This window comes from Hymenobacter swuensis DY53, from assembly GCF_000576555.1.
Classification (GTDB): domain Bacteria; phylum Bacteroidota; class Bacteroidia; order Cytophagales; family Hymenobacteraceae; genus Hymenobacter; species Hymenobacter swuensis.
Genome location: NZ_CP007145.1, coordinates 1,401,076 through 1,427,484 on the forward strand (window position 1 = coordinate 1,401,076; position 26,409 = coordinate 1,427,484).

Here is a 26,409-nt window from a genome sequence, read left to right on the forward strand (position 1 = left end):
CTTCAACTTACACCTTTACCTTTTTGCCGGTGCGGGCGGCTTCGTAGATGGCCATGATCAGGCGAATGTCCTTCAGGCCTTCTTCTCCGGGGGTTTTAGGCGTCTTGTTCTGCAGTACGCACTCGGCCATGTGATCCAGCTCAGCGGCGAACTGGTTGCCTTCCTTGAGGCTGATTTTACGCTCTCCATCCTTATCACCGATGGTCATGTTGTGCTTATAGTAATCGGTAGCGGGGTCGAGGTCGAGCCAGGCTTTGTCGCCGAACACGCGGTACCGCTTCACGCCTTCAGTGCTGTAGGAACTGGTGCAGGTGGCCAGAATACCGCTCGGGAAGCGCAACGTAAAATGAATCCGGTCCTCTACCTCTTTAAAGCGTGGGTCAGCTTTGTCGCTCATTTCCAAAGCGGTTACTTCCACGGGCTCCTCGCCGGTAAGGTAGCGGGTGGCGTTGAGCGAGTAGATGCCCAGATCCATCAGAGAGCCACCGCCGGCCAGCTTCTTCTGTATCCGCCAGGTATCGGCTTTGTCACCGGTGGGGTCCACGATGCGGCCGTGGTCGGCGGTAATCTGCATCACCTTGCCCAACTCACCTTTGCGGATGCGGGCAATGGCATCGAGGTTGAAGGGCTCGTACTGGGCGCGGTAGGCTACCATCAGCTTCACGTTAGCCTTTTTGCAGGCGTCAATCATCTTCTGGCAGTCCTCAGGCGTGTTAGCCATTGGCTTCTCGGTGAGCACATGCTTGCCGGCCTTGGCGGCGCGCACCGTGTACTCGGCGTGCAATCCCACCGGCAGCACAATGTACACCACGTCCACCGCCGGATTATCCTTGATGGAATCGAAATTATCGTAGCTGTAAATACTCTTGGCCTCCACCCCGTATTCGGCGGCCAGCTTTTTGGCTTTATCGGGCGAGCCGCTCACGAGGGCTGTGATGCGGGCGTGCTTACAGTCTTTGAAAGCCGGCATCATCTGCTCCTGAGCAAATTTGCCGAGGCCAACGATGGCGAAGCCCAGCTTTTTCTGGTCGTCGTATTGCATGGGGGAAGTGGTTTCGGTGAAGGGAAGGGCAACGGCCGGTCCGGCTACGGCGGCCAGCGCGGCACTCAGGCCGGCTTGGCGCAAAAACCGCCGCCGCGAGTCAGGAGAAGAAGTCGGTTCCATTTGAAGCGTAGCGTAACATGAATTCTGCTGAACGGCCAAAACCGCTACGCTGTTACCTAATGCCCAATTCTTCTACCTTCGCCGGTTCACTACCGTGCCCGTTGCTATGACCGAAACGCTCCTGCTTATTCCGCTCACGGCCGCTCACTACCCAGCCGTAGCGGCCATCTACGCCGAAGGCATTGCCACCGGTCAGGCCACCCTTGCTACCGAAATTCCTACCTGGGAAAGTTGGGACACAGCTCATTTGCCCCATAGCCGCTTGGTAGCACAAACAGCGGAGGGCGAAACAGCGGGTTGGGCGGCCCTCACGCCGGTATCGGGGCGGTGCGTGTACAGCGGCGTGGCCGAAGTAAGCGTGTACGTAGGAGCGGCACACCGGGGCCAGGGCGTAGGCCTACTGCTACTGCGGGAACTAGTGCGGCAGTCGGAGCAACACGGAATCTGGACGCTGCAGGCCGGCATTATACGCGAAAATGTGCCCAGCCTGCACCTGCATGAGAAGGCCGGTTTCCGCCTTGTAGGCGTCCGCGAAAAGCTGGGCCAGCTCCACGGCCAGTGGCGTGACGTATGCCTGCTGGAACGCCGTAGTACGGTGGTAGGGTAAAGGGGGAAATAGTGAGGCGGTAAAATAATGAGTTTGATGTTCTGTTTGTGCTAGTTGCGCCGATAGAACGTCAAACTCACTAAATCACCATTTTACTAAATTACTTAATCCAGCGCGGGAAGCAGGAGCATGGGCAGGTGGCCATGCAGAATAACCTGGGACGTGACGCTGCGGTTGAACAGCTGGCCCAGAAAGCTGCGGCGACGGGCAACCAGCACCAGTAAGTCGGCATGGGTTTCAGTGGCGGCCTGCAGAATGCCTTCCGGAATGCGGCGGTGGCGCACCCCATGCGTATGAATGCGGGTCTGGATGCCGGTAACCAGGCCGCTGGCCTGCACGGCATCGAGAGCGGCTGTGCAGGCGTCGCTATTCTCCGGCTCGGCTACGTGTACTACCGTCAGGCGTGGCTTTACGTGGGCCAGTATCTCCCGGATACCTTCCGATTGAGTTTTCAGGCTGATGGAGCTGTTATCGGCGGCTACCGTAACGGCCAGGGGCGGTACAGCAGCCTGCGTACCCACAGGCACCACCAGTAGCGGCGTACGGGTAGCGCGCAGCAGCTTTAGCGAGGTGCTGCTAACCAGTTCATCGGGCGTGGTTTCGGTATCGGGCTTGCCCAGCACGACGAGGCTGGGAGAATGACGGCGCACGGCATCGGCCACGGCTGCTTCCACCCCTTCTACCGCCGACTCTACCGTGACGGGAACGCCCAGCGGCTGCGTGCGTTCCTGCAACGAGGCAGCTACTTCTCCTTCGCTCAGATGACGGATGCTGCCATTGAAGGCGTCAGGATCAAGCAGGGTTTCGCGCCGGATGTGCAGCACTATCAGGGAGGTGTACACCGAAGCTGCCAACGCCGCCGCGTAGCGTAGCGCGTGGTCGGCGGCAGGGGTGAAATCGGTCAGGACAAGGAACGGAGCGGCCATAGCACGGGGCTGGTTTGGAATGGGAGCGGGAAGAATACTACCGGAAGTATACGGGAAAAAGCAGCTGTACGCTGCACTCCATCCTTAAAATCCACATTGCCTACCGGCTCTGCCGGCCGCCTGCACCGGCCTACGCTGCTGTGTGGCCCGGCTGTGGCCGGTACGTCCGACTGAAATCCGTCGCGTACGCGCGTATCTGGTTGCGGGTAGCACGAAAAGCTTCCAGAATATCGGCCTCTGAACCCGTAGCCTGGGCGGGGTCCGGGAAACTATGGTGCAGCCGCCGGGCCGTAGCCGCGCCTGGCAGCACGGGGCAGGTTTCGCGGGCATGGTCGCACACAGTCAGCACGTAATCGAACGGGACGGCTGCGTATTCGGTAGCCAAGTTAGACGTATGGCGGCTGATATCCACGCCATCTTCGGCCATTACCTGTACCGCGCGCGGGTTCAGACCATGCGTTTCTACCCCCGCCGAGTACACCTGCGCGGCTGGTATAAGCTGTTGCAGGTAGCCATGCAACATCTGGCTGCGGCAGGAGTTGCCGGTACACAAAACCAGGATCTTCATTTCAGCTTTCATAAGTAGAAGCAGGATGTTTTAGCAGCAGGTACCGCCCGGAGTACAAGCGGCTCCGGTGGAGGTACCTGTATCAACCAGCGTGAAAGCCATAGGAGCCATAACCGGTACTGCGGCGGTAGCGGCCGGGGCAATGCAGCACTGGCCAGTATCGGCAGCGGCATCATACTCCTGCTGGTAGCGCGGGTCGTTGAACTCGGCATCTTCGTGGAAATAATATACCTCCCATTCCGTGCCATCCGGGTCGTTCACCCAGAACTTGTCCTGCTTGGCGTAGCAGCAGCTGGTGCCCATTTCCTCCCGCTGCACCAAACCCGCCTGCCGGGCGGTGGCCAGCCGCTGCTCCAGCTCCGGCAGGGTTTCTACCTGAAAGCCCAGATGCCCGAAATTGCTGTGTACCCGCTCCGGGTTCTGCACGAAGGAAATGATGAGAGAAGGCGCATCCAGCACGTATTTAGCGTAGCCGGGCTTGATTTTAGTGGCCGGCTGCCCAAAAAAAGCCGTGTAGAAATTGACGGTTGCTGCTAGGTCTGCGACGTACAGCGACACATGCATGCGGGGGAAAATGCTCATGGCAAAAAGAACATAAGAATGGAAAAGGAACGGTTAGCAGCCGCATGCTGCTGCCGGGGCGCCAGCGGCCGAGGTAGTGGCTTGGGCGAAAAATGCGGCAAACTGTTGTTGTACCTGCTGCCACAACTCCGTGTTCAAGCAGTAGCATACCGTCAGCCCATCAATGTCGCCCCGGATGAGGTCCAGTGCCTTCAGTTCCTGCAAATGCTGGGAAACCGTGGTGCGCGACAACGGTAGCTCCGCCGCAATATCTCCGGAAATGCAAGTGGTTTTGCTGGCCAGCAACTGAATAATGGCCACTCGCGCCGGGTGCGCCAGGGCCTTGGCCATCCGGGCCAGCTGTTGTTGTTCGGCAGTGAATTCGCTCAGCTTGGCGTAGGTCATCAGGTAAAGATTTAAAGTATGTCGTAAACATACGTTATTTGTGCTCGAATTGTGCAATAATTATGCGGATAAAATTGAGCGTATAAGAAAAAAAGCCCTTCTGCACGCAGCAGAAGGGCTTCAGAAAGCTACCGTAGTGTGGAATGCTACCGGTTGTTGTCGTCAATAGGATTGTTAAAACCCGGGTTCATCAACTCATCGGTCATGCTGGAGTTATCGGGGTCAGGGCCGGTGGTGGCGCTATCGGTCGGGATGCCGGTGGTTTCGTCCTCCAAGCGGGCAGAAGTATCCAACGTGCCTTCCTCGTCGCGCTTGTAGCTGTACAGTTCTTCGCGGTGTTTGCGCTGTTCTTCGCTCAGGTTCGCGCCCGAGTTGGGCTCGAGAGCAGCAGCGGGGTCCTGGTTTTTATCGGTTGCCATAAAGTGGGGTCAGAAAGTAGACGTATGAGTGGGCTGAAAACCGGCCTTATTTGCCCGAGCCGGGAATACCACGGCCTTCATCGGGACGCAGCGCGCTGAACTCGTCGGGGTTATCGTTGGTGCCCACATTCGGGTTCTTGGGGTGTTCACCGTCTTCGGGCGCCGGCTCTGTGGTGTGGTTGGCGGGCTCGTTGGTGGGCCAGTTGCGGGTGCCACCACCGTAACGCGGGTCATCTGCGGCCCATCCTTCGCGCTGCTCTGTGTATTCCGAATCTTCTACCTTCCGTACGATGGCCGGATCAAGGTTCTGCGGGGTACTGCCGCGCTGCTCCGGAAACGCTACCGTAGGCGCTACCTGGCCACCTTCCGTTACACTCTGCTCGTTTTCGGTCTTCTGGCGGGTTTCGGCGGTGGTAGGTTTGCCAAACTCGCCGTACTGCGGAGTGCTGGCAGCTTGGTTGGGGGTAGCGTTATCAGGCGTAAAGGAGGAATTTTCGGGAGTGGTTTGCATGATGGTAAAGAAAGTAGGAGGGAAGAGTACGGGAGAGAGGCGGTATGGTAGCCGCTTCCCTGGCTCATACGTAAACTCCCGATAAATGGCGGTGCCCAAGGCATTCCGCCGGCTGATTCTCTCCATCTTTTCACCACCCGCTATGTCTGCACAGGTTACGCACCATTCCAAGGACCAAGAGTTTACCATCGAACAGGACGGCTATACCGCTGAGCTGGCGTACAGTCTGCCTGCCGCCGGTATTATTGATTTTACGCACACGTTTGTGGACGAGTTGTTACGCGGTAAAGGCATGGGCGAAGAACTGGCCAAAGCCGGGCTGGCATACGCCCGCCAGCAAAAGCTCAAAGTGCGCACCAGTTGCGCCTTTATGCAGGATTTTGTGCAAAAGCACTTACAATACCAGCCATTACTGGACGATGCCACCGGGCAAAAGTAGCAGCTAAGCTATTTTTAACAGGATCTTAATTTAAAGCGTTCCGTAAAGAGGTACCTTTCCTGAACAGACAATCCAGCTGGTTTTCGGCCTATCAGCCTATGTTCACTTTCCACGTGCTAACGGACTTTTCAGCGGCGGCTACCAACGCTCTGCATTACGCCGTAGTGTTGGGACGACATGTGGGGGGCCAAGTGCGGCTGTGGCACGTATTGCCCGAAGCCGCCGGCTTTGATGCGCCGTATTTCGGGGGCTTGCGCGAAGCCCGCCCCGTTGCTGAAGCCCAGTATCTGCTACAGGAGTTGGTGAAGAGAGTGCAGCAGCATCTACCCTGCTCAGCGGCTCTTATCACGGAGAAACCCACGCAAAAGTTAACCGCTTTGATCGGAACAGGGTCCGGAAACGTAGTGGTAGTAGGCAACGGTAACCCTGTAAAGGCGATGCGCCACGCGGGAACCAGCACGGCCCTACACCTCATTAAAACCCTGGCCCAGCCGTTGCTGGTTGTACCGAATACCTACCGAGCCGGCAGGATTCCAAGCCGGATTGTGCTGGACACGGACCGCCGAGCGGTCCGGCTGCCCCAGGCCGCCGAAACCATTACTGGCCTGTTAGCCCAGCTTACAACTTCTCCCGAGCCTCTCACGCTCACCCACCTGTCCAGCGACGTGGACGAGTTGCTGACCCGCATCATTCCCTCGGTCATAGGGCTGCATGTGTATACTTCCGAGTCCTCGCCGGCAATGGAGGATGTAGCCTCCCGCATCCGGCAGATGGGGCTGCTGGAAGGCGTTGCTCACACGGTTACTTCGGCCAGGCACCCGTGCGTGGAAGAAGGCATTCGTCACGCCGCCGACCGGCATCGGGCGGATTTGCTGACGTTTGTAACGCGGCAGCGGATGTTTGCCGGCCGGCAGTTTTTGCAAAGCGTTACTGCCGGATTACTCGCGCACAGCCGCATTCCGGTGCTTACTATCCCAGAGGCCTGAGTTACGACATTACATTATAGTTTATTGCTTGTGAGAGTGTCATTTTGCATGTGAGAGCCGGCCTGCACTGCAATGCGGGCCGGCTCGTTTGGGAGTAGGTCAAAAACAAACAGCCTGGCTCCTTATCAAAAGGAGCCAGGCTGTTGACTTATTTGCTTCGTTGTTCAGCGCAGTACTAGTGCTGTACTGCTACCCGGCTGCTATACCGTACACCATCGAGGGTTACGCGCACTGTGTACAGGCCATTGGCTAGCGCTTGCACACTAACTGGAGTGGCTTCGGCGGCGGTAACCAGTTGCGTGCGGCGCAGTACTTCCTGGCCCAGGGCATTGTAGAAACTGATGGTTGCCTCGTGACGGCCACGCAGTTCCGGCAGGCGCACCTGCACGTTGCCGGTTGCGGGGTTCGGGTATACCTCAATGCCGACATTCAGCGGCACCGATTTAACGATGCCGGTAGTAATGCAGCCGCTGGTGTGGCTGCCCACGCCGGTAAACACATCTGTCCCCACGAACTGCCATTCGGCAGCAGCGGCGCTCCAGCGTTTCTGGCCGGCATTTATGGTCGTTTTACGCACCAATGTGGCATTGGTAGTGCTGCCGCCGCCGGGCAACTGCCAGCCACCGGCCGGCTGCTGGCCAATTACCCCGATAACGTCCAGCGTATCGGTGCCGTCCAGCAGCAGCAAGGCATCATCGCCATTAAAGAAACCTACGTTGGATTGCAGGTCCGTTTGGGCGGCTACTGCCGCAGAGGCTACGCCTGTGTTAGCAACAACGTACACGTCGCCGGGAGCAATGGTGCCGGTGAGGGCCTGGGTAGTAGTAGGGCTGGTGCTGCCATTGGCAAATAGCCGCACCTCGATGCCCGCCAAGTTGATGGGAGCCGGGGAAGGGTTGTAAATTTCAATCACCTTGGTGTTGCTGGCCGAGCCTTCCACGTATTCCGAGAAAAACAGGTCGGTGCAGGGCGAGCCGGCCGGTGCTTGGTCATCGTTGAGGATAGTGAACGTGTGCGTCCGGTTCGGGCCGAATACTACGTTCGGGTCCGAGGGCGTGCCCAGCCGCAGCCGTATTGTTTCGTTGGGTTCCGGTACTAGGTCGCCATTAACTACCAAGGAAAAAGACATTGTAGTGACTGCTGCGTTCTGGAACGTCACGCTCCCAACGGGCAGGCTGTAATCGGTGCCATTGGTAGCGGTGGTAGCGGCTGCTTCTATGGTCACGGGTACCGTAATGGGGTACGTCACGGTGCCCGCCCCGCCGCTCAGCGTGATAGGAATGGTCCAGTTGGTAACGCCGGTGTTGCCCTCTGTTCCGCTGCTTACGCTCGTGAAGAATTGCAGCAGTGCCGGGTTGGCATCATCATGCACGATAGTAAGAACCTGGGTGGCCGGACCACCTACAGCCGCGCCGGATGATGGATTGATCAGATTAAGGGCCACCGTTTCATCGGCTTCTGGGGTGGTGTCACCGTTTACTGTTACGGTAACAGTCTGCGAGGTCTGACCCGCCGCGAAGGTTAGGGTCTGAGGCGACACAAACGTGAAATCCTGGTCAAGGGTGGCCGTGGAGTTAGCAGCGTCGAAGGCAACCTGCACCGTGAGGGCAGTAGTAGGAGCCGGGGTAACCGAGACGGTAGCAGTGTACGTGCTGGTGCCCGTGTTGCCCTCCGGAATGGAGCCGGTAGCGGCCGAGAAGGAGAAGGTAGGCAACACCTGGAAGCCCCAGGCGCGGGCCACGAGGTCAGGGTAGGTGATGTAGGGGTTGAAATTGCCTTGGCTCTTGGCCGCCCGGCGGTTACGTTCCCGTTCCCGGGCATCCACCGGGTCGGCCAAGTGCCACTGGTACAACGTGTTCAGGTCGGCGGCGGCCGTAATTACCTCCTTGCCCGAGTCGAAAGCCTGACCCTGGTGCATGGTGTAGAAGTAGAAAATAGCGCGGGCCAGGTTGCCTTTGTGGTCTTCGCGCGGCTCAAACTGCGAGTTAGTATCCTCGCTGTATTCGTCGATGTTGCTGGTTGGAATGGTGGTCTGGCTTTGCGTATTGCGCACCCACTTCATCGTCTGGGCATCCGGAATTTCCGCAAACGGGTCGGAGCCCCGGTCCGAGTTCCAGGTATCGTAGGTGGGGAACAGGTGGTGAATATCGGAACGCATCCGCACTGCTTCATTAAACCACGACTGCGGCACCGTATGCTCACAGTTGATGCGGTTGACCACCCCGGTGCTGGTGCTCGAGGAGTCCAGCCGCACCGTTTCGGTATAACCGGAGTATACGCACACCACGCGGCCACTCTGGTTGTCGATGTAGTTATACATCTTACCGCGCGCCTCGTTGTAGCTCAGCACTACGCGCTTACCATCGTACCAATTCTGCCGCAGCCAGTCTTTCAAAGCCTGCCCCTGCAGGCTGGTGGCCGGAGCCGGCGGCTGTGTTTGCGCCAGAGTGGCCACCGAACCCAGGCTCAGTGTCGCCCCCAGCATCCAGGCGAAGAAGTGTTTCATCAACAAAAAGGTGTGTAAAGGAAAAAACAGGCTTAAATGTCGGTAATCTTTTAGTATTCGCAGGTACTCAGGCAACTGCTGGTTCCGATTCGTAATTGAACCATAACAGACAGGCTCAACTGCCGAGAGTTGTATCGGGGCTAGGCCATACACCAAAAAAAAGCCAGCCTCCTGAGGAGGCTGGCCCTGTAGGCAGCGGTGCAATACCGGAAAGCTTATTTGGTCGGCATCAGCACCGTGTCGATAACGTGCGTTACGCCATTTTTCGATACTGCGTCAGCCGTGGTTACGTTAGCCATACCGCCTTTGGCGTCATGAATCATCACCATGTTGCCGTTACGGTGTACCGTCAGGGTTTCGCCTTCCACCGTGGTCAGGGTCTGACCATCTTTCAGATCAGCAGCCAGCAGACGGCCGGGCACTACGTGATAGGTGAGGATGGTGGTGAGTTTCTGCTTGTTCTCGGGCATTACCAGGGTGGTAACAGTACCCGCGGGGAGTTTTTCAAAAGCAGCGTTGGTAGGAGCAAATACCGTGAAGGGCCCCGCGCTTTTCAGCGTTTCTACCAAACCGGCCGCTTTCACGGCGGCTACCAGCGTGGTGTGGTCGGTGGAATTGACAGCATTGTCTACAATGTCCTTATCGGGGGTCATCATTGCGCCGCCTACCATAACGCCTGCACCGGTTGTCATGGTCATATCCTTCATATCAGCTCCTTCGCGGGGCTTGGTGGTTGCCTTAATCTTGGCTCCATCCTTCGATTTGCCCTTGATTTTGGACTTCCCGTCATCGGCCATCTTCGTTTTGGTGGTCATGCCATCCTCTTTCGTCTTGGCCTTTTCGTCGTCCGATTTGGTTTTCATTTTACCCTGGGCTACGGCCGAGCCGGTAGTGAGCGTGAGGGCTAGGGCCAGGGTAGAGAGCAAGTGCTTATTCATTACAGCGAAGGGTTAGGGTGGGTACACTAATGAGAGAGTGCCCGCCTTCTACGCTAACCTCAACAGAAAGGATATATATAGCTGCTTGTGGTGGGGTACTTGTGTGAGCAATTGCGCTGGAGATTAATGCGTTACGTGTGTGGCGTAATTAGCTAAGAGCGTCCTGCGTTTGAGCGGCTGCTTAACCATAGGACGTTCTTAAAGACTATTTTAGTGTTAATTAGATGGATTCAACTTTGCTTCAGGCAGCAAAAGCGGTATAATTCAGGCTTGACGGAGCGTCAGTGGACGAAACTAGTTCCCTTATTAGTGGTACAGCGCACGAGCGAGTGGCCGTTGCGGGCCGTGGTGAATGACATCTTCTACGTGCTCAAAAACGGTTGTGTGTAGCGCGACATGCCGGCCGACTTTCCCCCTTGGCCCACGGTGTACTACTATTTCAGCGAATGGACCGCCGATGGCACCTGGCAACGGGTCAGTGATTGTTGGACGATAGAAGCCTGCGAGCAGGTAAAAAAATGCCCAGCCCACGGCAGCCATCCTCGACAGTCAAAGCGTGAAGAACACGGCCACCAGCACCCGTTGTGTGGGTTACGGCGCGGGCAAACGCGTTAAGGACCGCAAGCGATTCTTTCTGGTGGACACGCTGGGCAACCTGCTCACCTGCTGCGTAGTAGCGGCCCACTGCCATGACGGGGCCACCGCAGCCCGCTTCTGGGACGCGCTGGCGCTGGGCAGCGAGTTACTAGACGGGCTGCAGATTGTGTTCGTGGACGGCGGCTTCGGCCGCCTCTTCCGTCAGCACCTGGCGTGCCGAGTCCTGCAGGCACAGGTACCGATGGGCGTGGTGGCCGACAAAGGCCTCTTTTTTATCCACACTAAGCGCTGGGTGGTGGAACGCAGCATTGCCTGGGCCGGCACCAACCGCCGCTTAGCCAAAGACTACGAACTAAAAACCTAACACGCCAACACCTGGCTCTATGTGGCCAACATCCGACGACTCACCAAGCTAACTTAAATAGCTTCTTAATCAGCAGCCGGTGCATACGGGGTGGGCAATGTAAAGCCGACGGGGAGTTCAGGGCTCACCGGGCGGGCTTACTTTACCACGAGGCTGCCCCGCAGCATCCCCATACCGCAGGTAAATGTGAATGTGCCCGCCTGCTGGGGCAGCAACTCCACCAAAGTGGTTTTGAAGGCCGGCAGGTCGCGGCGGATACTGAAGTCGGGCATCAGCAACTCCTCGGAGCAGGAGTTCTCTTCGTCGCGGTAGAAGCTCAGCTGCACGGGCTTGCCGCGCTCTACCTCAATCACGTCGGGTGAGTAGCCGCCTTTCACGGTGATGTCCACCTGCTGCACGCCGTTTGACGTGGAAACGGCCGCCGCCGTCTGACGGGCCGAGAAGAAGAAGTACCAGATAACGAAGCCGGACAGCGCCAGGCCTGCCAGCGTCACGATGATTTCGGTGGTGTCCATCACGTTATTTCTTAATGGGGGAGAAGCTGCGCAGCCGCAGCGAGTTGGTGAGCACCGATACTGAGCTCAGGGCCATGGCGCCCGCCGCCAGCATGGGCGAGAGCAGGATACCGAAGAAGGGATACAGCAGTCCGGCCGCAATGGGAATGCCCAGCGTGTTGTAGATAAAGGCGAAAAACAGGTTTTGCTTGATGGTGCGGATAGTCTGGCGCGAGAGGTCGATGGCCGTTACCACGCCCTGCAGGTCGGAGCGCATCAGGGTGATACCCGCTGCTTCCATCGCTACGTCGGTGCCGCCGCCCATTGCTAGGCCAATATCGGCCTGGGCCAGCGCGGGCGCATCGTTGATGCCGTCGCCGACCATGGCCACCGTGCGGCCTTCGGCCTGCAGCTCCGTCACCTTGCTGGCCTTATCGCCGGGCAATACCTCGGCAAAGTAGCGCGTGATGCCCACCTGGCCGGCCACCTGCGCGGCGGTCTGGGGGTTGTCGCCGGTCATCATCACTACTTCAATGCCCATACCCTGCAGCCGCTTGATGGCGGCGGCCGAGGTTTCGCGCACAGTATCGGCCACGCCAATTACCCCGGCTGCCTGGCCGGCCACGGCCACGTAGAGCACCGTTTTGGTCTGGGCTAGCAGATCGTCGGCCTGTTGGCGCACGGCCGGGGGCAGGGAGATGCCGGCTTCTTCGAGCAGGCGCAAGTTGCCGATGAGCACGGGCTGGCTGTTTACCTCAGCCTGCGCGCCTTTTCCTTCCACGGCCTGAAAACCGCTGGCCGGTACCACTACCGTTTGCCGGGAGTCGGCGTAGCGCACCACGGCTTCGGCCAATGGGTGCTCACTCTGCCGCTCCACGGCGGCTACTACTTGCAGGAGCAGGCTCGCATCCTGGCCGGCTGCCGGCACGAAGTCCGTCACGGTGGGCTCGCCGCGGGTGATGGTACCGGTCTTGTCGAGCAACACGGTATTCACCTGGTGGGCTTTCTCCAATGCCTCGGCGTTACGAATCAGTACGCCGTGCTCGGCCCCTTTGCCGGTGCTGACCATGATGGCCGTGGGCGTGGCCAGGCCCAACGCGCAGGGGCAGGCAATGATGAGCACGGCCACGAAATTGACCAGCGCCAGTGGCAACCGGCTTTCCACCGGGGCCAAGTCAAACCAGAGCACGAACGTCAGGATGGCAATGACTACCACGGTGGGCACAAAAATAGCGCTGACTTTATCGGCCAAACGCTGGATGGGGGCGCGGCTACCCTGGGCGTCTTCCACCAGCTTCACAATCTGCGAGAGCATGGTGTCGGCCCCCACCTTGGTCACCCGGAAGCGGAAAGAGCCGGTTTTGTTGAGCGTGGCACCGAACACTGGGTCGCCGGCTTTCTTCTCCACCGGCAGGCTTTCGCCGGTGAGCATGGCCTCGTTCACGGCGGAGCTACCCTCCGTGATGAGGCCGTCGGTGGCTACTTTTTCGCCCGGCCGCACGACCACCACATCACCAAGCTTCACTTGCTCGATGGGCACGTCCACTTCCTGGCCGCCGGGGCGCACCACCCGGGCCGTTTTGGCTTGCAACCCCATCAGGGCCTTGATGGCCGCCGACGTCTGCGTTTTGGCCCGCAGCTCCAGCACCTTGCCCAGCAGAATCAGGGCAATGATGGTGGCCGTGGTGTCGTAATACACTTCGGGCAGGATGCCCCAGCGCATAAACCAGCCCGGCACCACCGTTGCGGCGAGGCTGTAGAGGAAGGCGGCCCCGGTGCCCACGGCAATTAGGGTGTCCATGTTGGCAGCCCGGTGCTTAAAGCTGTTCCAGGCCGAGGTGTAGAACTCGTGCCCGCTGTAGAGCAGCACCGGCAAAGTCAGCGCGAGCAGACTGTAGTTCAGTGTCTGCATGTTGATGCGGGCCATCATCGCGGGCCAGAGCATGAGCATGCTCAGCGGCATGATGAGCACGGCCAGCGCCGTGGCCACCCAGAAGCGGCGCTTGAGTCTGACGTAGGCCAGCGCTTTCTGCTGGTCGATTTCGGCCTGCCGGTCGGCGGCGCTGATATCGGGGGCGCGCTCACTCACGCCGTAGCCGGCCTGCACGACAGCCTCTTTCAGCGTGGCTGGGCTGGCCTGCGTGGGCAGGTAGTCGATGGTGGCCTTTTCGGTGGCGAAGTTGACCACGGCCCGCTGTACGCCCGGCGTGCGGGTCAGGGACTTTTCGACGAAGGACGCGCAGGAGGCGCAGGTCATGCCTTCGATGTCGAGGGTTTCGGTTTTGGTGGTCTGTTCCATAGTGAGTCAGTAGATGGGGTAATAGAGCCGACCAACTGAAACCGCTGGCCGGCACCCATAAACACCCTGCAAAGGAATGGCGCTCCGGATCCGTAGTTGGTACGGAATCCATCCGGAAACATGCATAATTTGCACTTGAGCACGGCAGATCGAGTTTATAGAATCCGGCCGCGCACTTGCATAATTTCGCCAACTGGTGGCGCGGCGGCGGCTTACGGCACTTGCGGAAATCCTCACAGGGTAACGCAAAACAGCTTTTTGCCAACGAACTGGCGGCCTCAGTAAGCAGTAGCAAAACTCTGGCGCTGGAATGGCAGTAAGCAGCAGACCTGCACTTTTCGCGCAGAAGTATAGTTTTGCAGTTGCTAAGCGCCAGTCATGTTCCGTAGCCTGTTCCCTTTCCGCCGTTTGCTGGCGACGAGCTTCCTGCTCGTCTTCGTCAACGTGTTCGTGGGGCAGTGCTGGTGCGCGACGATAAATCCGGCGCTGGCCGTGCCCGCGCCGGTAGCCCAAGCCGCTGCTGCGCAGAAGCCCACGCACTCGGGTTGCCACGGCCACGGCAAAGCATTGGCCCAGCAGAAGCCGGCGAAATCCTGCCACGGCAAAGCCGGCTCCCATCCGGCGGGCAAGCACGACTGCTGCAAAGACAACTCGGCGGCCATTCTCAAGTCGCTCACGACGCCCGGCGAAAAGCAGCTGCTCTCGCCCGCCCCGGCCTTGCTGCCGGCCAGCAACGAGTTCTTTTTCCGGCCATCCGCCGGCGCGTGGGACCGCACGCACTCGGTCGTTCTGGTGCTCCGCGAGCACCTGCCCCCCAAAATACCCGACATCCGAATCTTTATTCAGTCCCTGACGGTCTGATTGATTTGACGCACCCAAGGCTCGCCCTGGCATAGCTCCGCTATGTCCGGGGCGGGCCTTTGTGTTGGCGTGTCTGCCCGGCGCATCGCGGCGCTTATCTCCCTCATCTTCTCGGTTTTACCCCGCCCAATAATTCAGCGTTGTTGCCAGGAAGCAGGCGCTCCACCCCCAAAGGAGCCGGTTTGTCACCCGCTTTCCCTGCTGCTCTACGCCGTGGTGGCCGCCGTGCTGGGCTTCGTGCTCTGGCAGCAGTGGCAGGCCTAGCCGCCGGCAGCAGCAGCCGGGCTACCCGATGTAGCCCCCCATCTATTCAACCCCATTTCCCTCTTATGTACCGCATACCGCTTTCTCTGCTGGCCCTGGCCGGCCTGCTTACTACCACCAGCTGCTCGCCCGAATCGGAATCAAGCAGCGCCACCAACACCGTCACGACGCCCACCAACGGCCCGGCCGAAGGCACCGCCGACCACGGCGGCGGCCACACCTACGCCTGCCCTATGCACCCCGAAGTAACCAGCACCAAGGACGGCGAAAAGTGCCCCAAGTGCGGCATGAAGCTGGAGCACAACGACGCCGTTTCCAATGGCAAAACCTACGAAATGAAGCTCGTGCCCACACCCACGCAGGTGACGGCCGGGCAGCCCGTCACGCTGGCTTTCACGCCCCACGAAACTGGCAACGAGGCCGCGCCCGTGCCGCTGGCCGTGGTGCACGAGAAGAAGATTCACCTCATCATCGTTAGCAAAGACCTGGGCCAGTTCTACCACGAGCACCCCGAGTACACCGCCGCCGGCGACTACAAGGTGCAGTACACGTTTCCCAAGGGCGGCGAGTACGTACTGTTTCAGGACTACACGCCTACCGGATCGGGCCACCAGCTGGGCCGCCAGCCCCTCACGGTAAAAGGCCCGGCCTACGCGCCCGTCAAGTTCAAAAACGACGATATGCAGTGGGGGCAGGACGGCTACCAGGCCACGCTTTCCTTCGATAAAGACCTGAAAGTGGGCCAGCTGCTGGGCATGAAAATCAACATCAGCAAAGGTGGGCAGCCGGTGACGGACTTGGCCAACTACCTCGGCGCGTTGGGCCACGTGGTGGTCATCAGCGAGGATACGCAGAACTACCTGCACGTGCACCCCAACGACCAAGCCGACAAAGGCCCCAACATCGGCTTCAACACCAACTTCGAGAAGCCCGGCCTGTACCGCGTGTTCCTGCAGTTCAACCACGCGGGCACCATTCACACCAGCGACTTCACCATCAACGTGAAGGCCTAGCCTTTTCCGGATTCCCCCATTTCATTTCCCACTACCCTCCGCTAAACCCATGAAAAAATCCGCTTTTTTCTTCGCCGCCTTCTGCTCGGGCTCCCTGCTGGTGGCCAGCTGCAACAGCGACAAAGCCGCCGATTCGACGGCCACGACCACTGAAACCACCACTTCCGGCGACATGGCCGGCATGGACCACTCGGCGATGGGCCACGATGGCGCGGCGGCGGCCGGCAGCTCGCCGCAACTGGTGGCCATGAACGAGATGATGACCAAGATGCACGCCGACAAGCCCAAGGGCAACACCGACCACGACTTCGCCCACCACATGCTAGAGCATCATAAGGGCGCGGTAGCAATGGCCGACATCGAGCTGCGCGACGGCAAGGACGCCACCATGCGCCGGATGGCCGAGCAAATCAAAGCCAACCAGCTCCAGGAAATCACCGCGCTGGAAGCCGCCGCCACCCGCCTGGATAATGCCCCGACCAACTACAAGCCCAACGACCCGGCGGACCCATTCACCAGCCAGATGAAGGCCTCAATGGACGGGATGATGCAACATATGCCCAAGACCGTGGCCGACCCGGATATGAACTTCAACATGCTGATGACGGTGCATCACCAAAGCGCCGTGGACATGGCCAAAGCCGAGCTGGCGCACGGCAAAGACACCAAGCTCAAGGAGATGGCGCAGCAGATGATTACCGCCCAGGAAAAGGAAATTGCCGAATTCAAGGCCTGGCACCAGCAAAACGCCGACAAGATGTAATCCGTCGGGAGGCAGGCCGCGCCGCCGGTTGCGGGCCGTGGCCTGTCCCCAGCATCACCCACCCCAATCATATCCGTTTCCCATGAAGATTCTCCACGTTCTCGCCGCCGCCCTGTTGCTGGCCGCGCCGCTATCCGCTGCGGCCCAGCACAGTCACAAGCCCGGCACTGCCGCCCACGGCCACCAGGCGGCCGGCGAAACCCACGCCCACCAATCGCCCCACGGCGGCATCGTTCGCACGGCGGGCAAGTACCATTTGGAGCTGGTGCAGCAGGCCGGCCAGCTGCACGTTTACCTGCTCGATGGCAACGAGAAGGCGCTACCGGTGGCCGGCGCTACCGGCACGGCTATGCTGCTGAGCACGACCGGCAAAACCACCAGTGTGAAGCTGACCCCGACCGGTGACCACCTGCTGGCGGCCATGCCCGCCGGCACCACGCTGCGCACGGCCATCGTGAGCCTCAAGGCCAATGGCAGCTCGCTCAGCGCCCGGTTTGAGAAGCTTGACGCGGCTGCAAAAGCAAGCAAGGCCGTTTCCGCCGCGTACGCCTGCCCGATGAACTGCGAAGGCAGTGCCAGCGGCAAGCCCGGCAGCTGCCCCAAGTGCGGCATGGCCCTCGTGAAAAAGTCGTAGGCGGGCTCCGTCCGGGCCGCTTGCTGCAAGAGCGGGCAACTCACCGGCTGGTTTTAACCTGATTGTATGAAGTCTTTGACAATGAAAAGCGGGTTCTTTAGGCTGTTGCTGGCCGGGCTACTGCTCGGGCCGGGCCTGGGAGGCGCGTGGGCGCAAACCGTTATCAGCTTGGACAGCGCCGAAGCCCAGACCTTGCGCCGGCACCCCCGGCTGCAGCAGTCTGACCGCGAGATTGAGGAGCAGCGCGCCCTCAAGCGGGGCTCCTTTGCGCCAGCCAACCCGGATTTCCTTTTTTCGGCCCCCACGGGCGAGATGTGGGCTCCCGGCGTGGTGCAAACCATCGACTTGCCCAATGTGTACCGGCGGCAGCGGCAAGCGGCCGAGGCCGGCATCACGCTGGCTGAGCGCAACCGCGACGTAAGCCGCGCCTCGGTGCTGCGCGATACCCGTTTGGCCTATCTGAACCTACAGTTCGCCGAGGCCCAGGTGCGCCAGCTCACTTACCAGGACAGCCTGTTTCGGGTGCTGCGTCTGGCCACTGAGCGCCTGTTCACAGCCGGCGAAATCACCTCGTTGCAGCGCATCAGCACCGATGCCGAAGCCCGGCAGGTCACCGTGCTTTTGCAGCAGGCTACCGCCGACCGGCAAGCCGCCCAGCGCCGCCTGAGTTTGCTGCTGGGCCGCCCCGCCGAAGCCCTGGCCACCAGCACCGACCTGAGCCGCACCGGGGCGGAGCTGGCCCAAACCGGCACGGCCCTCCTCAGCGGGCTGCCGGCCGAAGACAGTGCCGCCTTGGTGCGCAGCCCCGCGCTGGCCGCCGCCACCCAGAACGTGGCCCTGAGCCAGTCGGGCATCAGTTTGGTGCGGGCCCGGCGCACCCCGGCCCTGACGGTGGGCTATCAGAATCAGGCGTTTGAAAACTCCGCTGTCAAGTACCGCTTTCAGTTTGGCGTGTCGCTGCCCATCTGGTTCTGGACTTACCGCTCGCAGCTGCAGGCGGCCACGGCCCGCTCTCAGGCGGCCGGCTATCAGCTGCAAACCCAGCGCCTGGAGCTCAGCACCCAGTACGAGCAGGCCCTGGCCGATACGCGCAAGTTTTCGACCTCGCTGGCCTACTACGAGCAAACCGGCCTGCCGCAGTCGCGGGCCATCATCAGCCAGTCGCAGCGCCTGTTCCGGGCTGGTGAAGCCAGCTACCTGCAGCTCATCCTGAGCCTGAACCAAGCCTTTGCCATTCAGAATACCTACCTGACCACCATCCGCGACTACCGCCAAGCTTTGGTCGAGCTGAACTACCTGCGGGGCGAATAACCGTCAACTAGCATGAAAAAACTCCTGATTTTGCTGCTGGGCCTGCTGCTGACCAGCCCGGCCTCTGCCCACGGCGGCGAAGACCACGGCGACGGGGCAAAGACGGGCACGGCGGCGGGCGCTACCTCGTTTTCGGTCGCGGCCCTTTCCGAGCAGTTCGAGGTGCTGCTGCGCTACGAGCCGCTGGAAGGCGGCCAACCCGCCGACCTGCGCCTGTTCCTCTCGGATTACGCCACCAATGCCCCCATCAAAGGCGCGAAGCTCACGCTCAGCAACCCGGAAGACGCCAACCTGAAATGGGCGGTGACCGAGCAGGAGCCGGGCATGTATCTGGTGGAGGGCGAGTTTCCGGTCGACAAGCCGTACAGCTTTGCGGTGAACATCGTAGCCGGCGAAAAAGCTGACCTGCTGCTGCTCGAAGGCATCAAGGTGGGGGAGAAGCTGCCCGTGGCGGCCCCGCCCTCCGCTGCGGCTCCGTCGCTTTTCTCGTCCTGGAAAACCATTCTGGCCCTAGTCGGGGCCTTTGCGCTCGGCATCGGCCTGACGGCCCTGCTCATGCGCCGCCGCCGCTCAGCGCCTGTGCCGCAGACTTCAGAACAGGCGTTGACCGTCCGCCGCCGGGCTCCTTTCCCCTAATACCATTTTTGAGATGAAAACCACGCATAAATTTCTGGCTGCCACAGCCGCGTTTGGACTGGTCCTGACGGTGTTGCTGCCCCCACCCAGCCTGGTGCAGGCGCACGGTGGCGAAGACCACGGCGGCGAAGCCAAGGCCAGCACCGGCGTGGCCCTGACCGATGAGGTGCTGCTGCCGAAAGAAAGCCAGTTCCTGTTCGAGGTACGCACCAATCTGGCCGCCTATTCCACTACCTACAGCCGGGCCACGCTCTACGGCACGGTATCGGCCGCGGCCGGGGGCGAAGGGCGCGTGGTAGTACCCCAGACCGGGCGCATCGTCAGCCTCGCCGCGCAGGTGGGCAAAACCGTGCGGGCCGGCCAGACGCTGGCCGTGATTGAGCAAACCCTCGACGCCACCCAGCAAATCGGCCTGAGTACGGAGCGGGCTAATGCCCAAGCCGAGCTGCGGGCCGCCCAGCAGGATTATGCCCGCCTGCAAACCATTGCCGACATCGCCGCCCGCAAAGACGTGGTGGCCGCCGAGTTGCGGCTGCGCCAGGCCCGCCAGAATGCCAGCATCCAGAACGGCCAGGCCAGTCAGCGGCGCGTCAGCATCACCTCGCCGGTGAGCGGCACGGTGGATGTATTCAACCTGGCCGTGGGCCAGCAGGTCAATCAGGGCGACGAGTTGTTCCGCGTCATCAACCCCGGCAAACTGCGTGTGGAAGCCCAGGTATTTGCCCAGGATTTGGCCAAGATTACCCCTGGAGCCGTGTTCCGGGTGGAAGGCTTGCAGGGGCAGGCGGGCGTGCCGGCGCGGCTGGTGGTGTTCAGCAACGTGGTGAATTCCGTGAACCAGGCCCGGCAATTGGTACTGGAATTGAAGGCCCCCGAAGGCAGCGCCTACCGCGCCGGCCAGGCCGTGAACGTGCAGGTGGTGGGCCAGACCGGCGGCGGCAAGTCGCAGCTGGTGGTGCCCACTTCAGCCATCACGGATTTGAATGGCAAGCCGGTGGTGTTTGTGCACACCGAGCCCGAGCGCTTCAAGATTCGCTACGTGCAGCCGGGGGCCGTCAATGGCCAGCAGACCGTGCTGGTGCAGGGCCAGGTCAACGAAAACGACCGGGTGGTGACGGCTGGCACCTACCAGCTCAAATCCATCTACCTGAATCAGTGAGCTATTAGCTGATGGCTGTTAGCTGTTGGCATTTTCTGAACGAGAGCTAACGGCTAACAGCTGTCAGCTAACAGCTAAAAAAGATGCTCGATAAAATCATTCGCTTTGCCCTGCAAAACCGGCTGCTCATGCTGGCCTTTGCCGTGGGCCTCCTCATTGCTGGCACCTACACCGCGGGTCAGCTGCCGGTGGACGTGCTGCCCGACCTGGACCGGCCCCGCGTGACCGTGTTTCTGGAAGCGCCCGGCATGGCTCCCGAGGAAGTGGAGGCCATGGTGACGCTGCCCGTGGAAACGGCTCTGAACGGGGCCACCGGCGTGTCGGCCGTGCGCTCCAACTCGGCTATCGGCCTGGGCATGGTTTTCGTGGAGTTCGACTACGGCACCGACATTTTCACGGCCCGCCAGATTGTGAGCGAAAAGCTACAAACCACCGGCGAACAGTTGCCACAAGGCATTACGCCGGTGCTGGGGCCTATTTCCTCGGTCATGGGCCAGATCATGCTGGTGGGCCTCTCGGGCGGGAAGCAGACCACCGCCGCTGACCTGCGCACCCTGGCCAACTACACTGTGCGCCAGCGCCTGCTTAGCATCCCCGGCGTGGCTCAGGTCATCCCCATCGGCGGCGACAACCTGCAGTACCAGGTGCTGCTGGATATGCCCCGGCTGAACGCCACCGGCTTGACGGTGAACCAAGTAGAAGAGGCGCTGCGCCAGTCCAACCTGAATACGACCGGCAACTTCTTCGACCGCAACGGCTCGGAAGTGCTGATTCGCAACCTGGGCCGCCTGCGCTCGGTGGCCGACATTGAGAACATCATCGTGGGCTACCGCGAACAGTCGCCGGTGCGCGTGGCCGATGTGGCCAAGGTGGCGTTCGGGGCCCGCTTCAAGCGCGGCGACGGCAGTGTAAATGGCCGGCCAGCCGTAATTCTGAGCATCGAAAAGCAGCCGGGAGCCGCTACTGTAGGTCTCACCGAAGCCGTGGAAAAAGCCCTAGTTGAACTCAAGCCTTCGCTGCCCAAAGACGTGCAACTTAATACGCGGCTGTTCAAACAGTCGGAGTTTATTGAGTCCTCCATTAGCAACGTGGAAGAGGCCTTGCGCGACGGGGCCATCCTGGTGGTTATCGTGCTGTTTGCTTTCCTGCTGAACGTGCGCACCACCTTCATTTCGCTGGTGGCCATCCCGTTGTCGTTGCTGGTAACGGCACTGGTGTTCCGCTTTGCCGATATCAGCATCAACACCATGACGCTGGGCGGCCTGGCCATTGCCATTGGCGAGTTGGTGGACGATGCCATTGTGGACGTGGAAAACGTGTACCGGCGGCTGCGTGAAAACAAGCAAAAGCCCAACCCGCAACCGGTGCTGCGGGTTATCTACGCGGCCTCGTCGGAGGTGCGCAACTCTATCGTGTACGCCACCATTATCGTGGTGCTGGTGTTCCTGCCGCTGTTTGCGCTGGAGGGTATGGAGGGCCGCATTTTCGCGCCGCTGGGCATTGCCTACATCACCAGCATCGTGGCCTCGCTGTTCGTGTCGCTGACCGTGACGCCGGTGCTCTGCTACTACCTGCTGCCCCGCATGAAGCAGATGGACCACCCCGAAACCGACGGCGGGCTGGTGCGCTGGCTCAAGAAAAAGGACACGCGCCTGTTGGGCTGGGGCCTGCAGCGTCCCAGGCTGGTGCTTACGTCCACGGCGCTGCTGTTTGTAATGGCCGCCGCGATGGTGCCCTTCTTCGGCACCGAGTTTCTGCCGCCCTTCAACGAGGGCTCCCTGACGGTCAACTTCTCGGCCCCGGCCGGCACCTCGCTCACCGAAAGTAACCGCCTGGGCACACTGGGCGAGCAGCAGATGCTCAAGATTCCGGAAGTGGCTTACACGGCCCGCCGCACCGGCCGCGCCGAGCTGGACGAACACGCCGAATCAGTGAACAACTCGGAAATCGAGGTGGCTTTCAAGACTGAAGCCGAACTCGAAAAAGAGGGTAAAGCCATGCGCAGTCGCGACGAAATTCTGGCTGATATGCGCCAGAAGCTCAGTTTGATTACGGGCGTGAACGTGAATATCGGCCAGCCCATTTCCCACCGCCTCGACCATTTGCTGTCGGGCGTGCGCGCCCAGGTGGCCATCAAAGTGTTCGGCAATGATTTGCTGGAGCTGCGCCGCTACGCCAACGAGGTGCGCGCTGCCGCCGGCACGGTACCCGGCGTAGTGGATTTGCAGGTGGAAAAGCAGGTCCAGATTCCCCAACTGCTTATCCGGCCCAAGGACGAGGCCCTGCGGGCCTACGGCATGGCGCGGGGCGAAGTGGTGCGCGACCTGGAAACGCTGTTTCAGGGTGCCGTCGTGTCGCAGATGCTTGATGGGCAAAAGCGCTTCGACCTGGTAGTGAAGCTGCCCGAAGCCCAGCGCAACGACATGGCCGCCATCAGCCAAACCCGCATCGAAACGCCCAGCGGCGCCATGATTCCGGTCAGCCAGGTCGCGGAAGTTATCTACGAGCCGGGCCCCAACACCGTCAATCACGAAAACACCCAGCGCCGCATCACCATCTCGCTGAACGTGGCGGAGCGCGATTTGGGCTCCACCGTGAAGGAGATTCAGGCCAAAGTGAATGCGCAGGTGAAGCTGCCGCCGGGCTATTACCTCACCTACGGCGGGCAGTTCGAGAGCCAGCAGTCGGCCTCGCAGAAGATTCTGTGGCTGAGTTTGTTTTCGCTGGCCGGCATCTTTTTGGTGTTGTTCTCGCACTTCAAGTCCAGCTATATGGTGGGCCAGATTATGCTCAACATCCCGCTGGCCCTCATCGGCTCGGTGGTGGCGGTGCTGCTCACCGGCGGCACGTTCAGCATTGCCTCGCTGGTGGGCTTCATCACCCTCACCGGCATTGCTTCGCGTAACGGCATCATGATGATTTCGCACTACATCCACCTCGTGGAGCACGAAGGGGAAAAGTTCGGCATCCCCATGATTATTCGCGGCTCCCTGGAACGGTTGGTACCGGTGCTGATGACGGCTCTGGTGGCCGCGCTGGCCCTGGTGCCGCTCACGCTGGCCAAGGACGCACCCGGCAAGGAAATCCTCTATCCGGTGGCCACGGTCATTCTCGGCGGCCTGCTCTCGTCCACCTTCCTCGACATCATCGTGACACCCGTGGTGTTCTGGCTGGTGGGGGAAAAGGCGCTGGCGCAATACTTCGCCTCTCACCAGGAAACGGGCCTCGACGACCACTCGCAGGAACTGGACGCGCCGCCGCTTACCCCGCCATCGGACCTGAACCCGGTGCTGCCCACGCGCTAGAGTATGTGGGTAGTACAGGTATGATTTTTGCTGCATGCGTCGATATAAATTAACTGAACGCGAATAGAAGTTGGTCGAACCGTACATGTCTGGACGCTTGGATACAGGTCGCGGTAATCTCCTGTTTGTCAACGTGGTGTTCCACTAGGTGCGCAGGAGCGTGGCCTATCGCGACTTTCCTGAGCGGTTCGGGACCTGGAATACGGTGGCGCGGCGCTTCCGGCACTGGGCGCAGGCGGGCGCGTGGGAAGCACTGTTGCAGGCCATGCAGGAGCCGGATTCCACTTGGGTGCTAGTTGATTCGACGACTGCCAAGGCCTAGGTCGTTCGCACGGTGGCTCCTGCACGAAAGTACACGCCATGGTCGATGCGCAGGGTAACTGCCTTCTCCTGGTACTCACGCCGGGCGAAGCGCCTGAAAGCCCGCAACTTCCTTTCTTACTGGAGGGCTTGCCCGAGCAACCCGGCACGGTGGTCGCCGACAAGGCGTACGATACCAACAGCGTGCTTGCTACCTTAGCGTAATACCAAACCAAGGCCGTCATTCCACCCAAAGTCAACCGACTCGCCCAACGGGACTACGACGAAAACCTCTACCCCCGACCGCAACAAGGTCGAATGCTTCTTCGGCCGCCTCAAAGAGGCGCGTGGGTTTGCCACTCGCTATGAGAAACCCGCTACCTATTTTTTAGCCGTAGCCTATCTGCTCGCTGCACTCGATTAGATGCGCTAGCTGTCCACACAGCCTAGACCATTGCCTGCGTGGGGAAGAAATTTCTTATGTCTATTCGGGCTCAGCTGCCGCTAATAATGCCACCCGAATTCCCATAGTCATACACCAACCAGTGGAGGATATGTTAATCAAAATGGCTGAAGTAAAAATATAACTGGTTTTTTTCGTGAGTTGTCCTGATAAAAGAAAAAAGCCCTAATAACTACTTATTTAACAAGTGGTTATTAGGGCTAATGGTGGTCGCGCTAGGAATCGAACCTAGATCTAGAGCTTCGGAGGCTCCCATACTATCCGTTGTACTACGCAACCCGGTAGTGAGCCGCAAAACTAGCCAGAAAACCTACTGCTGCCAAACCTGAAGTGCGTTTTTCTGCAAAATCCTGTACCTGTCAGAGGTAACCTTCCATAGCTCAGGCCAGTTAGCCAAAGAGTAAATTCTCTCATCGACCCCCACTTTTATGGCAAGTACTGAAAAGAAGACCTTATACACTGCTGAAGCATCGGCAATTGGCGGCCGGAGCGGCCACGTCCGTTCTGCCACCGGCATCATCGACTTGGATATGTCGGTGCCAGAAGGGCTAGGAGGTAAAAAGGGCGCTACCAATCCTGAAGAATTGTTTGCTGCCGGCTACTCGTCCTGCTTTCAGCAGGCGCTGCTGGTCATTGCGCAGCGAGCTGGCGACAAACTCGACCCGCAGACCGAGGTGAAGTGCTCAGTATCCTTATTTCAGGAAGGCGAAGGATACGGGTTGTCGGCTATTCTGGATGTTGATCTGAAAGCATTCGACCGGGAAAAAACCATTGATATGGTTCGGCAGGCTCACAAAATTTGCCCGTACTCCGTAGGTACCCGCGGCAATATGGAAGTGGAATTGCGCGTGCAGGGGGAGCGTATTTCCGTGCAGGCCGAGGAAAATGCCGGCGTTGCTGAAAAAGAAGGCGCGTAGGCGCTAGTCTGCTGCTGTTAGTCAGTAAGATATAAGATAAACGGCCTGAGCACGCAAAGTGCTCAGGCCGTTTATGCGTGCGTGACCAATATAGGATCAGGGTGCCAGTGGGCTGCCTGATTTGGCCGTCAGCCAGTCGGCTTGGACTGGAATGGCGTAGAAGGTCGCCACGGAATTGGTATAGCGAATATTGTGGATGGACTCCGTGCGCTGAAAAATAACCGGCTTGTGGGCACCCAGCGGCACCAGCATCAGCCCGGTGCGTGCTGACTTTACGCCGTAGCGGTTATCCATCACCGTATCAAAGTAAAACAGATACTGGTTTACCCATTTGAAGTACGACTTCGGCTTGGCTTCAGTGGAGGTTAATACGGTGAGGTCGTCGTTGTCGGTAGCCAGGGCCTGCCGGAGTTCTACGGCATTAAGTGGGGTCGTGCCCAGCAGCGGAATGATATCCGCCTGCGCGTCTACCATTACCCACTTGCCCAGATCGGGCAGCCAAGCCTCCGCCAAAGCGTGGCCGGCAGCGGACGATTTGGTCTGTACGTTTTCGGCTTTGAGATACAAGGGCCGGGCCGGAATACCAATGGCGTTGAAGGCTGCCGCCAGCACCAATCCATACTCCACGCATTGTACCAGCTGGCCGGCCTGGGCGGCCTTCAGGATGGCAAATGGATCCTGGGACTTAAATACTTTGTGGCCGTCGTGTTCCAAGCGGAAATGCACCCATTGGCATAGTGCCCGAGCCCGGCCCAGATCAGAGGTTTCCCTACATACCACTTCTTCCAGTCCGTACATCTCCCGGAATTTCGTCAGGTATTCCGACTTAGGGGAGCTGAACAGAAATGGGTACTCTACCGGGTCAAGGGTAGTGATGTAGGGGTAGTCGGGGCCGCCTGGCGCAGTAACTGGACTTTGCGCCTGCACAAAGGTGTTGAAGCTGAAAGCAACCAGAAAAAGCGTAAACGTCTTATTTATCATAGGATATATCCAGTGAA

At 59.8% G+C, this 26,409-nt stretch carries 27 protein-coding genes, 1 tRNA gene and 2 pseudogenes; 17 read left to right on the top strand and 13 right to left on the bottom strand.

Annotated features, from left to right (window positions below; genetic code table 11):
- Positions 1 to 7 precede the first annotated feature (7 nt).
- Positions 8 to 1,165, bottom strand: coding sequence for a Gfo/Idh/MocA family protein (locus HSW_RS07485; RefSeq protein ID WP_044001434.1), 1,158 nt, complete (start codon positions 1,163 to 1,165; stop codon positions 8 to 10).
- A 106-nt stretch (positions 1,166 to 1,271) separates the two neighbouring features.
- Here HSW_RS07485 and HSW_RS07490 point away from each other — a divergent pair, with 106 nt between their 5' ends.
- Entirely contained in the window at positions 1,272 to 1,772 is a 501-nt protein-coding gene (locus HSW_RS07490) for a GNAT family N-acetyltransferase (protein ID WP_044001435.1), read from the top strand.
- 104 nt (positions 1,773 to 1,876) lie between these two features.
- Here the strand turns inward: HSW_RS07490 and HSW_RS07495 are convergent, their stop codons facing one another.
- From HSW_RS07495 to HSW_RS07520, 6 genes are all read right to left on the bottom strand, one after another.
- Entirely contained in the window at positions 1,877 to 2,698 is an 822-nt protein-coding gene (locus HSW_RS07495; protein WP_044001436.1) for a universal stress protein, read from the bottom strand.
- A 130-nt stretch (positions 2,699 to 2,828) separates the two neighbouring features.
- Positions 2,829 to 3,266, bottom strand: coding sequence for an arsenate reductase ArsC (locus HSW_RS07500; protein ID WP_044004275.1), 438 nt, complete (start codon positions 3,264 to 3,266; stop codon positions 2,829 to 2,831).
- Positions 3,267 to 3,296: 30 nt separating this feature from the next.
- Positions 3,297 to 3,848, bottom strand: coding sequence for an ArsI/CadI family heavy metal resistance metalloenzyme (locus tag HSW_RS07505; protein WP_052346220.1), 552 nt, complete (start codon positions 3,846 to 3,848; stop codon positions 3,297 to 3,299).
- A gap of 33 nt (positions 3,849 to 3,881) precedes the next feature.
- Complete coding sequence (locus HSW_RS07510; RefSeq protein WP_044001437.1) at positions 3,882 to 4,232, bottom strand: ArsR/SmtB family transcription factor; 351 nt, start codon at positions 4,230 to 4,232, stop codon at positions 3,882 to 3,884.
- 146 nt (positions 4,233 to 4,378) lie between these two features.
- Positions 4,379 to 4,651 (bottom strand): hypothetical protein, encoded by a 273-nt coding sequence (locus HSW_RS07515; RefSeq protein WP_044001438.1) that lies wholly within the window; start codon positions 4,649 to 4,651, stop codon positions 4,379 to 4,381.
- Positions 4,652 to 4,697: 46 nt separating this feature from the next.
- The gene (locus HSW_RS07520; protein ID WP_044001439.1) at positions 4,698 to 5,162 is read right to left on the bottom strand and encodes a hypothetical protein; all 465 of its coding nucleotides are present in this window, start codon (positions 5,160 to 5,162) and stop codon (positions 4,698 to 4,700) included.
- 142 nt (positions 5,163 to 5,304) lie between these two features.
- Between HSW_RS07520 and HSW_RS07525 the strand changes: the two genes are divergently transcribed.
- Together HSW_RS07525 and HSW_RS07530 are read left to right on the top strand one after the other, a co-directional pair.
- Positions 5,305 to 5,601, top strand: a complete 297-nt coding sequence (locus tag HSW_RS07525; protein WP_044001440.1) for a GNAT family N-acetyltransferase — start codon at positions 5,305 to 5,307, stop codon at positions 5,599 to 5,601.
- A 98-nt stretch (positions 5,602 to 5,699) separates the two neighbouring features.
- Positions 5,700 to 6,587 carry a universal stress protein gene (locus tag HSW_RS07530; RefSeq protein WP_044001441.1) on the top strand — a complete coding sequence of 296 codons (888 nt, stop codon included), beginning with the start codon at positions 5,700 to 5,702 and terminating at the stop codon, positions 6,585 to 6,587.
- Between the two features lie 175 nt (positions 6,588 to 6,762).
- Here HSW_RS07530 and HSW_RS07535 read toward each other — a convergent pair whose 3' ends face one another.
- Both HSW_RS07535 and HSW_RS07540 read right to left on the bottom strand, forming a co-directional pair.
- Complete coding sequence (locus tag HSW_RS07535; protein WP_044001442.1) at positions 6,763 to 9,093, bottom strand: endonuclease; 2,331 nt, start codon at positions 9,091 to 9,093, stop codon at positions 6,763 to 6,765.
- A gap of 215 nt (positions 9,094 to 9,308) precedes the next feature.
- The gene (locus HSW_RS07540) at positions 9,309 to 9,800 is read right to left on the bottom strand and encodes a fasciclin domain-containing protein (protein WP_052346795.1); all 492 of its coding nucleotides are present in this window, start codon (positions 9,798 to 9,800) and stop codon (positions 9,309 to 9,311) included.
- A 627-nt stretch (positions 9,801 to 10,427) separates the two neighbouring features.
- Between HSW_RS07540 and HSW_RS25170 the strand changes: the two genes are divergently transcribed.
- Complete coding sequence (locus tag HSW_RS25170) at positions 10,428 to 10,646, top strand: transposase (protein ID WP_081768310.1); 219 nt, start codon at positions 10,428 to 10,430, stop codon at positions 10,644 to 10,646.
- Positions 10,567 to 10,992, top strand: a pseudogene (locus HSW_RS23770) (transposase); the annotation flags it as partial. The gene HSW_RS25170 and the pseudogene HSW_RS23770, both read left to right, overlap by 80 nt.
- 137 nt (positions 10,993 to 11,129) lie before the next feature.
- Here HSW_RS23770 and HSW_RS07550 read toward each other — a convergent pair.
- Entirely contained in the window at positions 11,130 to 11,507 is a 378-nt protein-coding gene (locus HSW_RS07550; RefSeq protein ID WP_044001443.1) for a cupredoxin domain-containing protein, read from the bottom strand.
- Between the two features lie 4 nt (positions 11,508 to 11,511).
- On the bottom strand, positions 11,512 to 13,785 hold the full coding sequence (locus HSW_RS07555) for a heavy metal translocating P-type ATPase (protein ID WP_044001444.1): 2,274 nt from the start codon (positions 13,783 to 13,785) through the stop codon (positions 11,512 to 11,514).
- A gap of 378 nt (positions 13,786 to 14,163) precedes the next feature.
- Here HSW_RS07555 and HSW_RS07560 point away from each other — a divergent pair, with 378 nt between their 5' ends.
- The 11 genes and pseudogenes from HSW_RS07560 to HSW_RS25175 form a co-directional block, all read left to right on the top strand.
- The gene (locus tag HSW_RS07560) at positions 14,164 to 14,646 is read left to right on the top strand and encodes a hypothetical protein (RefSeq protein ID WP_044001445.1); all 483 of its coding nucleotides are present in this window, start codon (positions 14,164 to 14,166) and stop codon (positions 14,644 to 14,646) included.
- 69 nt (positions 14,647 to 14,715) lie between these two features.
- Positions 14,716 to 14,910, top strand: coding sequence for a hypothetical protein (locus HSW_RS24165; protein WP_155832874.1), 195 nt, complete (start codon positions 14,716 to 14,718; stop codon positions 14,908 to 14,910).
- 65 nt (positions 14,911 to 14,975) lie between these two features.
- The gene (locus tag HSW_RS22635) at positions 14,976 to 15,923 is read left to right on the top strand and encodes a heavy metal-binding domain-containing protein (RefSeq protein ID WP_052346222.1); all 948 of its coding nucleotides are present in this window, start codon (positions 14,976 to 14,978) and stop codon (positions 15,921 to 15,923) included.
- A gap of 49 nt (positions 15,924 to 15,972) precedes the next feature.
- Positions 15,973 to 16,686, top strand: a complete 714-nt coding sequence (locus HSW_RS07570; RefSeq protein WP_052346223.1) for a DUF305 domain-containing protein — start codon at positions 15,973 to 15,975, stop codon at positions 16,684 to 16,686.
- A gap of 82 nt (positions 16,687 to 16,768) precedes the next feature.
- Complete coding sequence (locus HSW_RS22640; protein ID WP_052346224.1) at positions 16,769 to 17,320, top strand: heavy metal-binding domain-containing protein; 552 nt, start codon at positions 16,769 to 16,771, stop codon at positions 17,318 to 17,320.
- Positions 17,321 to 17,386: 66 nt separating this feature from the next.
- Positions 17,387 to 18,631 carry a TolC family protein gene (locus HSW_RS07580; RefSeq protein ID WP_081768312.1) on the top strand — a complete coding sequence of 415 codons (1,245 nt, stop codon included), beginning with the start codon at positions 17,387 to 17,389 and terminating at the stop codon, positions 18,629 to 18,631.
- A 12-nt stretch (positions 18,632 to 18,643) separates the two neighbouring features.
- The gene (locus HSW_RS07585) at positions 18,644 to 19,267 is read left to right on the top strand and encodes a hypothetical protein (protein WP_044001447.1); all 624 of its coding nucleotides are present in this window, start codon (positions 18,644 to 18,646) and stop codon (positions 19,265 to 19,267) included.
- A 13-nt stretch (positions 19,268 to 19,280) separates the two neighbouring features.
- The gene (locus HSW_RS07590) at positions 19,281 to 20,426 is read left to right on the top strand and encodes an efflux RND transporter periplasmic adaptor subunit (RefSeq protein WP_044001448.1); all 1,146 of its coding nucleotides are present in this window, start codon (positions 19,281 to 19,283) and stop codon (positions 20,424 to 20,426) included.
- 83 nt (positions 20,427 to 20,509) lie between these two features.
- Positions 20,510 to 23,731, top strand: coding sequence for an efflux RND transporter permease subunit (locus tag HSW_RS07595; protein ID WP_044001449.1), 3,222 nt, complete (start codon positions 20,510 to 20,512; stop codon positions 23,729 to 23,731).
- Between the two features lie 160 nt (positions 23,732 to 23,891).
- Positions 23,892 to 24,053 carry a transposase gene (locus tag HSW_RS23775; RefSeq protein ID WP_197031963.1) on the top strand — a complete coding sequence of 54 codons (162 nt, stop codon included), beginning with the start codon at positions 23,892 to 23,894 and terminating at the stop codon, positions 24,051 to 24,053.
- Positions 24,054 to 24,082: 29 nt separating this feature from the next.
- Positions 24,083 to 24,256: pseudogene (locus HSW_RS25175) on the top strand (transposase); the annotation flags it as partial.
- 442 nt (positions 24,257 to 24,698) lie between these two features.
- Here HSW_RS25175 and HSW_RS07605 read toward each other — a convergent pair.
- Positions 24,699 to 24,773 (bottom strand) — tRNA-Arg (locus HSW_RS07605).
- 149 nt (positions 24,774 to 24,922) lie between these two features.
- Between HSW_RS07605 and HSW_RS07610 the strand changes: the two genes are divergently transcribed.
- The gene (locus HSW_RS07610) at positions 24,923 to 25,411 is read left to right on the top strand and encodes an organic hydroperoxide resistance protein (RefSeq protein ID WP_071883080.1); all 489 of its coding nucleotides are present in this window, start codon (positions 24,923 to 24,925) and stop codon (positions 25,409 to 25,411) included.
- 96 nt (positions 25,412 to 25,507) lie between these two features.
- Here HSW_RS07610 and HSW_RS07615 read toward each other — a convergent pair whose 3' ends face one another.
- On the bottom strand, positions 25,508 to 26,392 hold the full coding sequence (locus tag HSW_RS07615) for a transglutaminase-like domain-containing protein (protein ID WP_044001450.1): 885 nt from the start codon (positions 26,390 to 26,392) through the stop codon (positions 25,508 to 25,510).
- Positions 26,393 to 26,409: the final 17 nt, after the last annotated feature.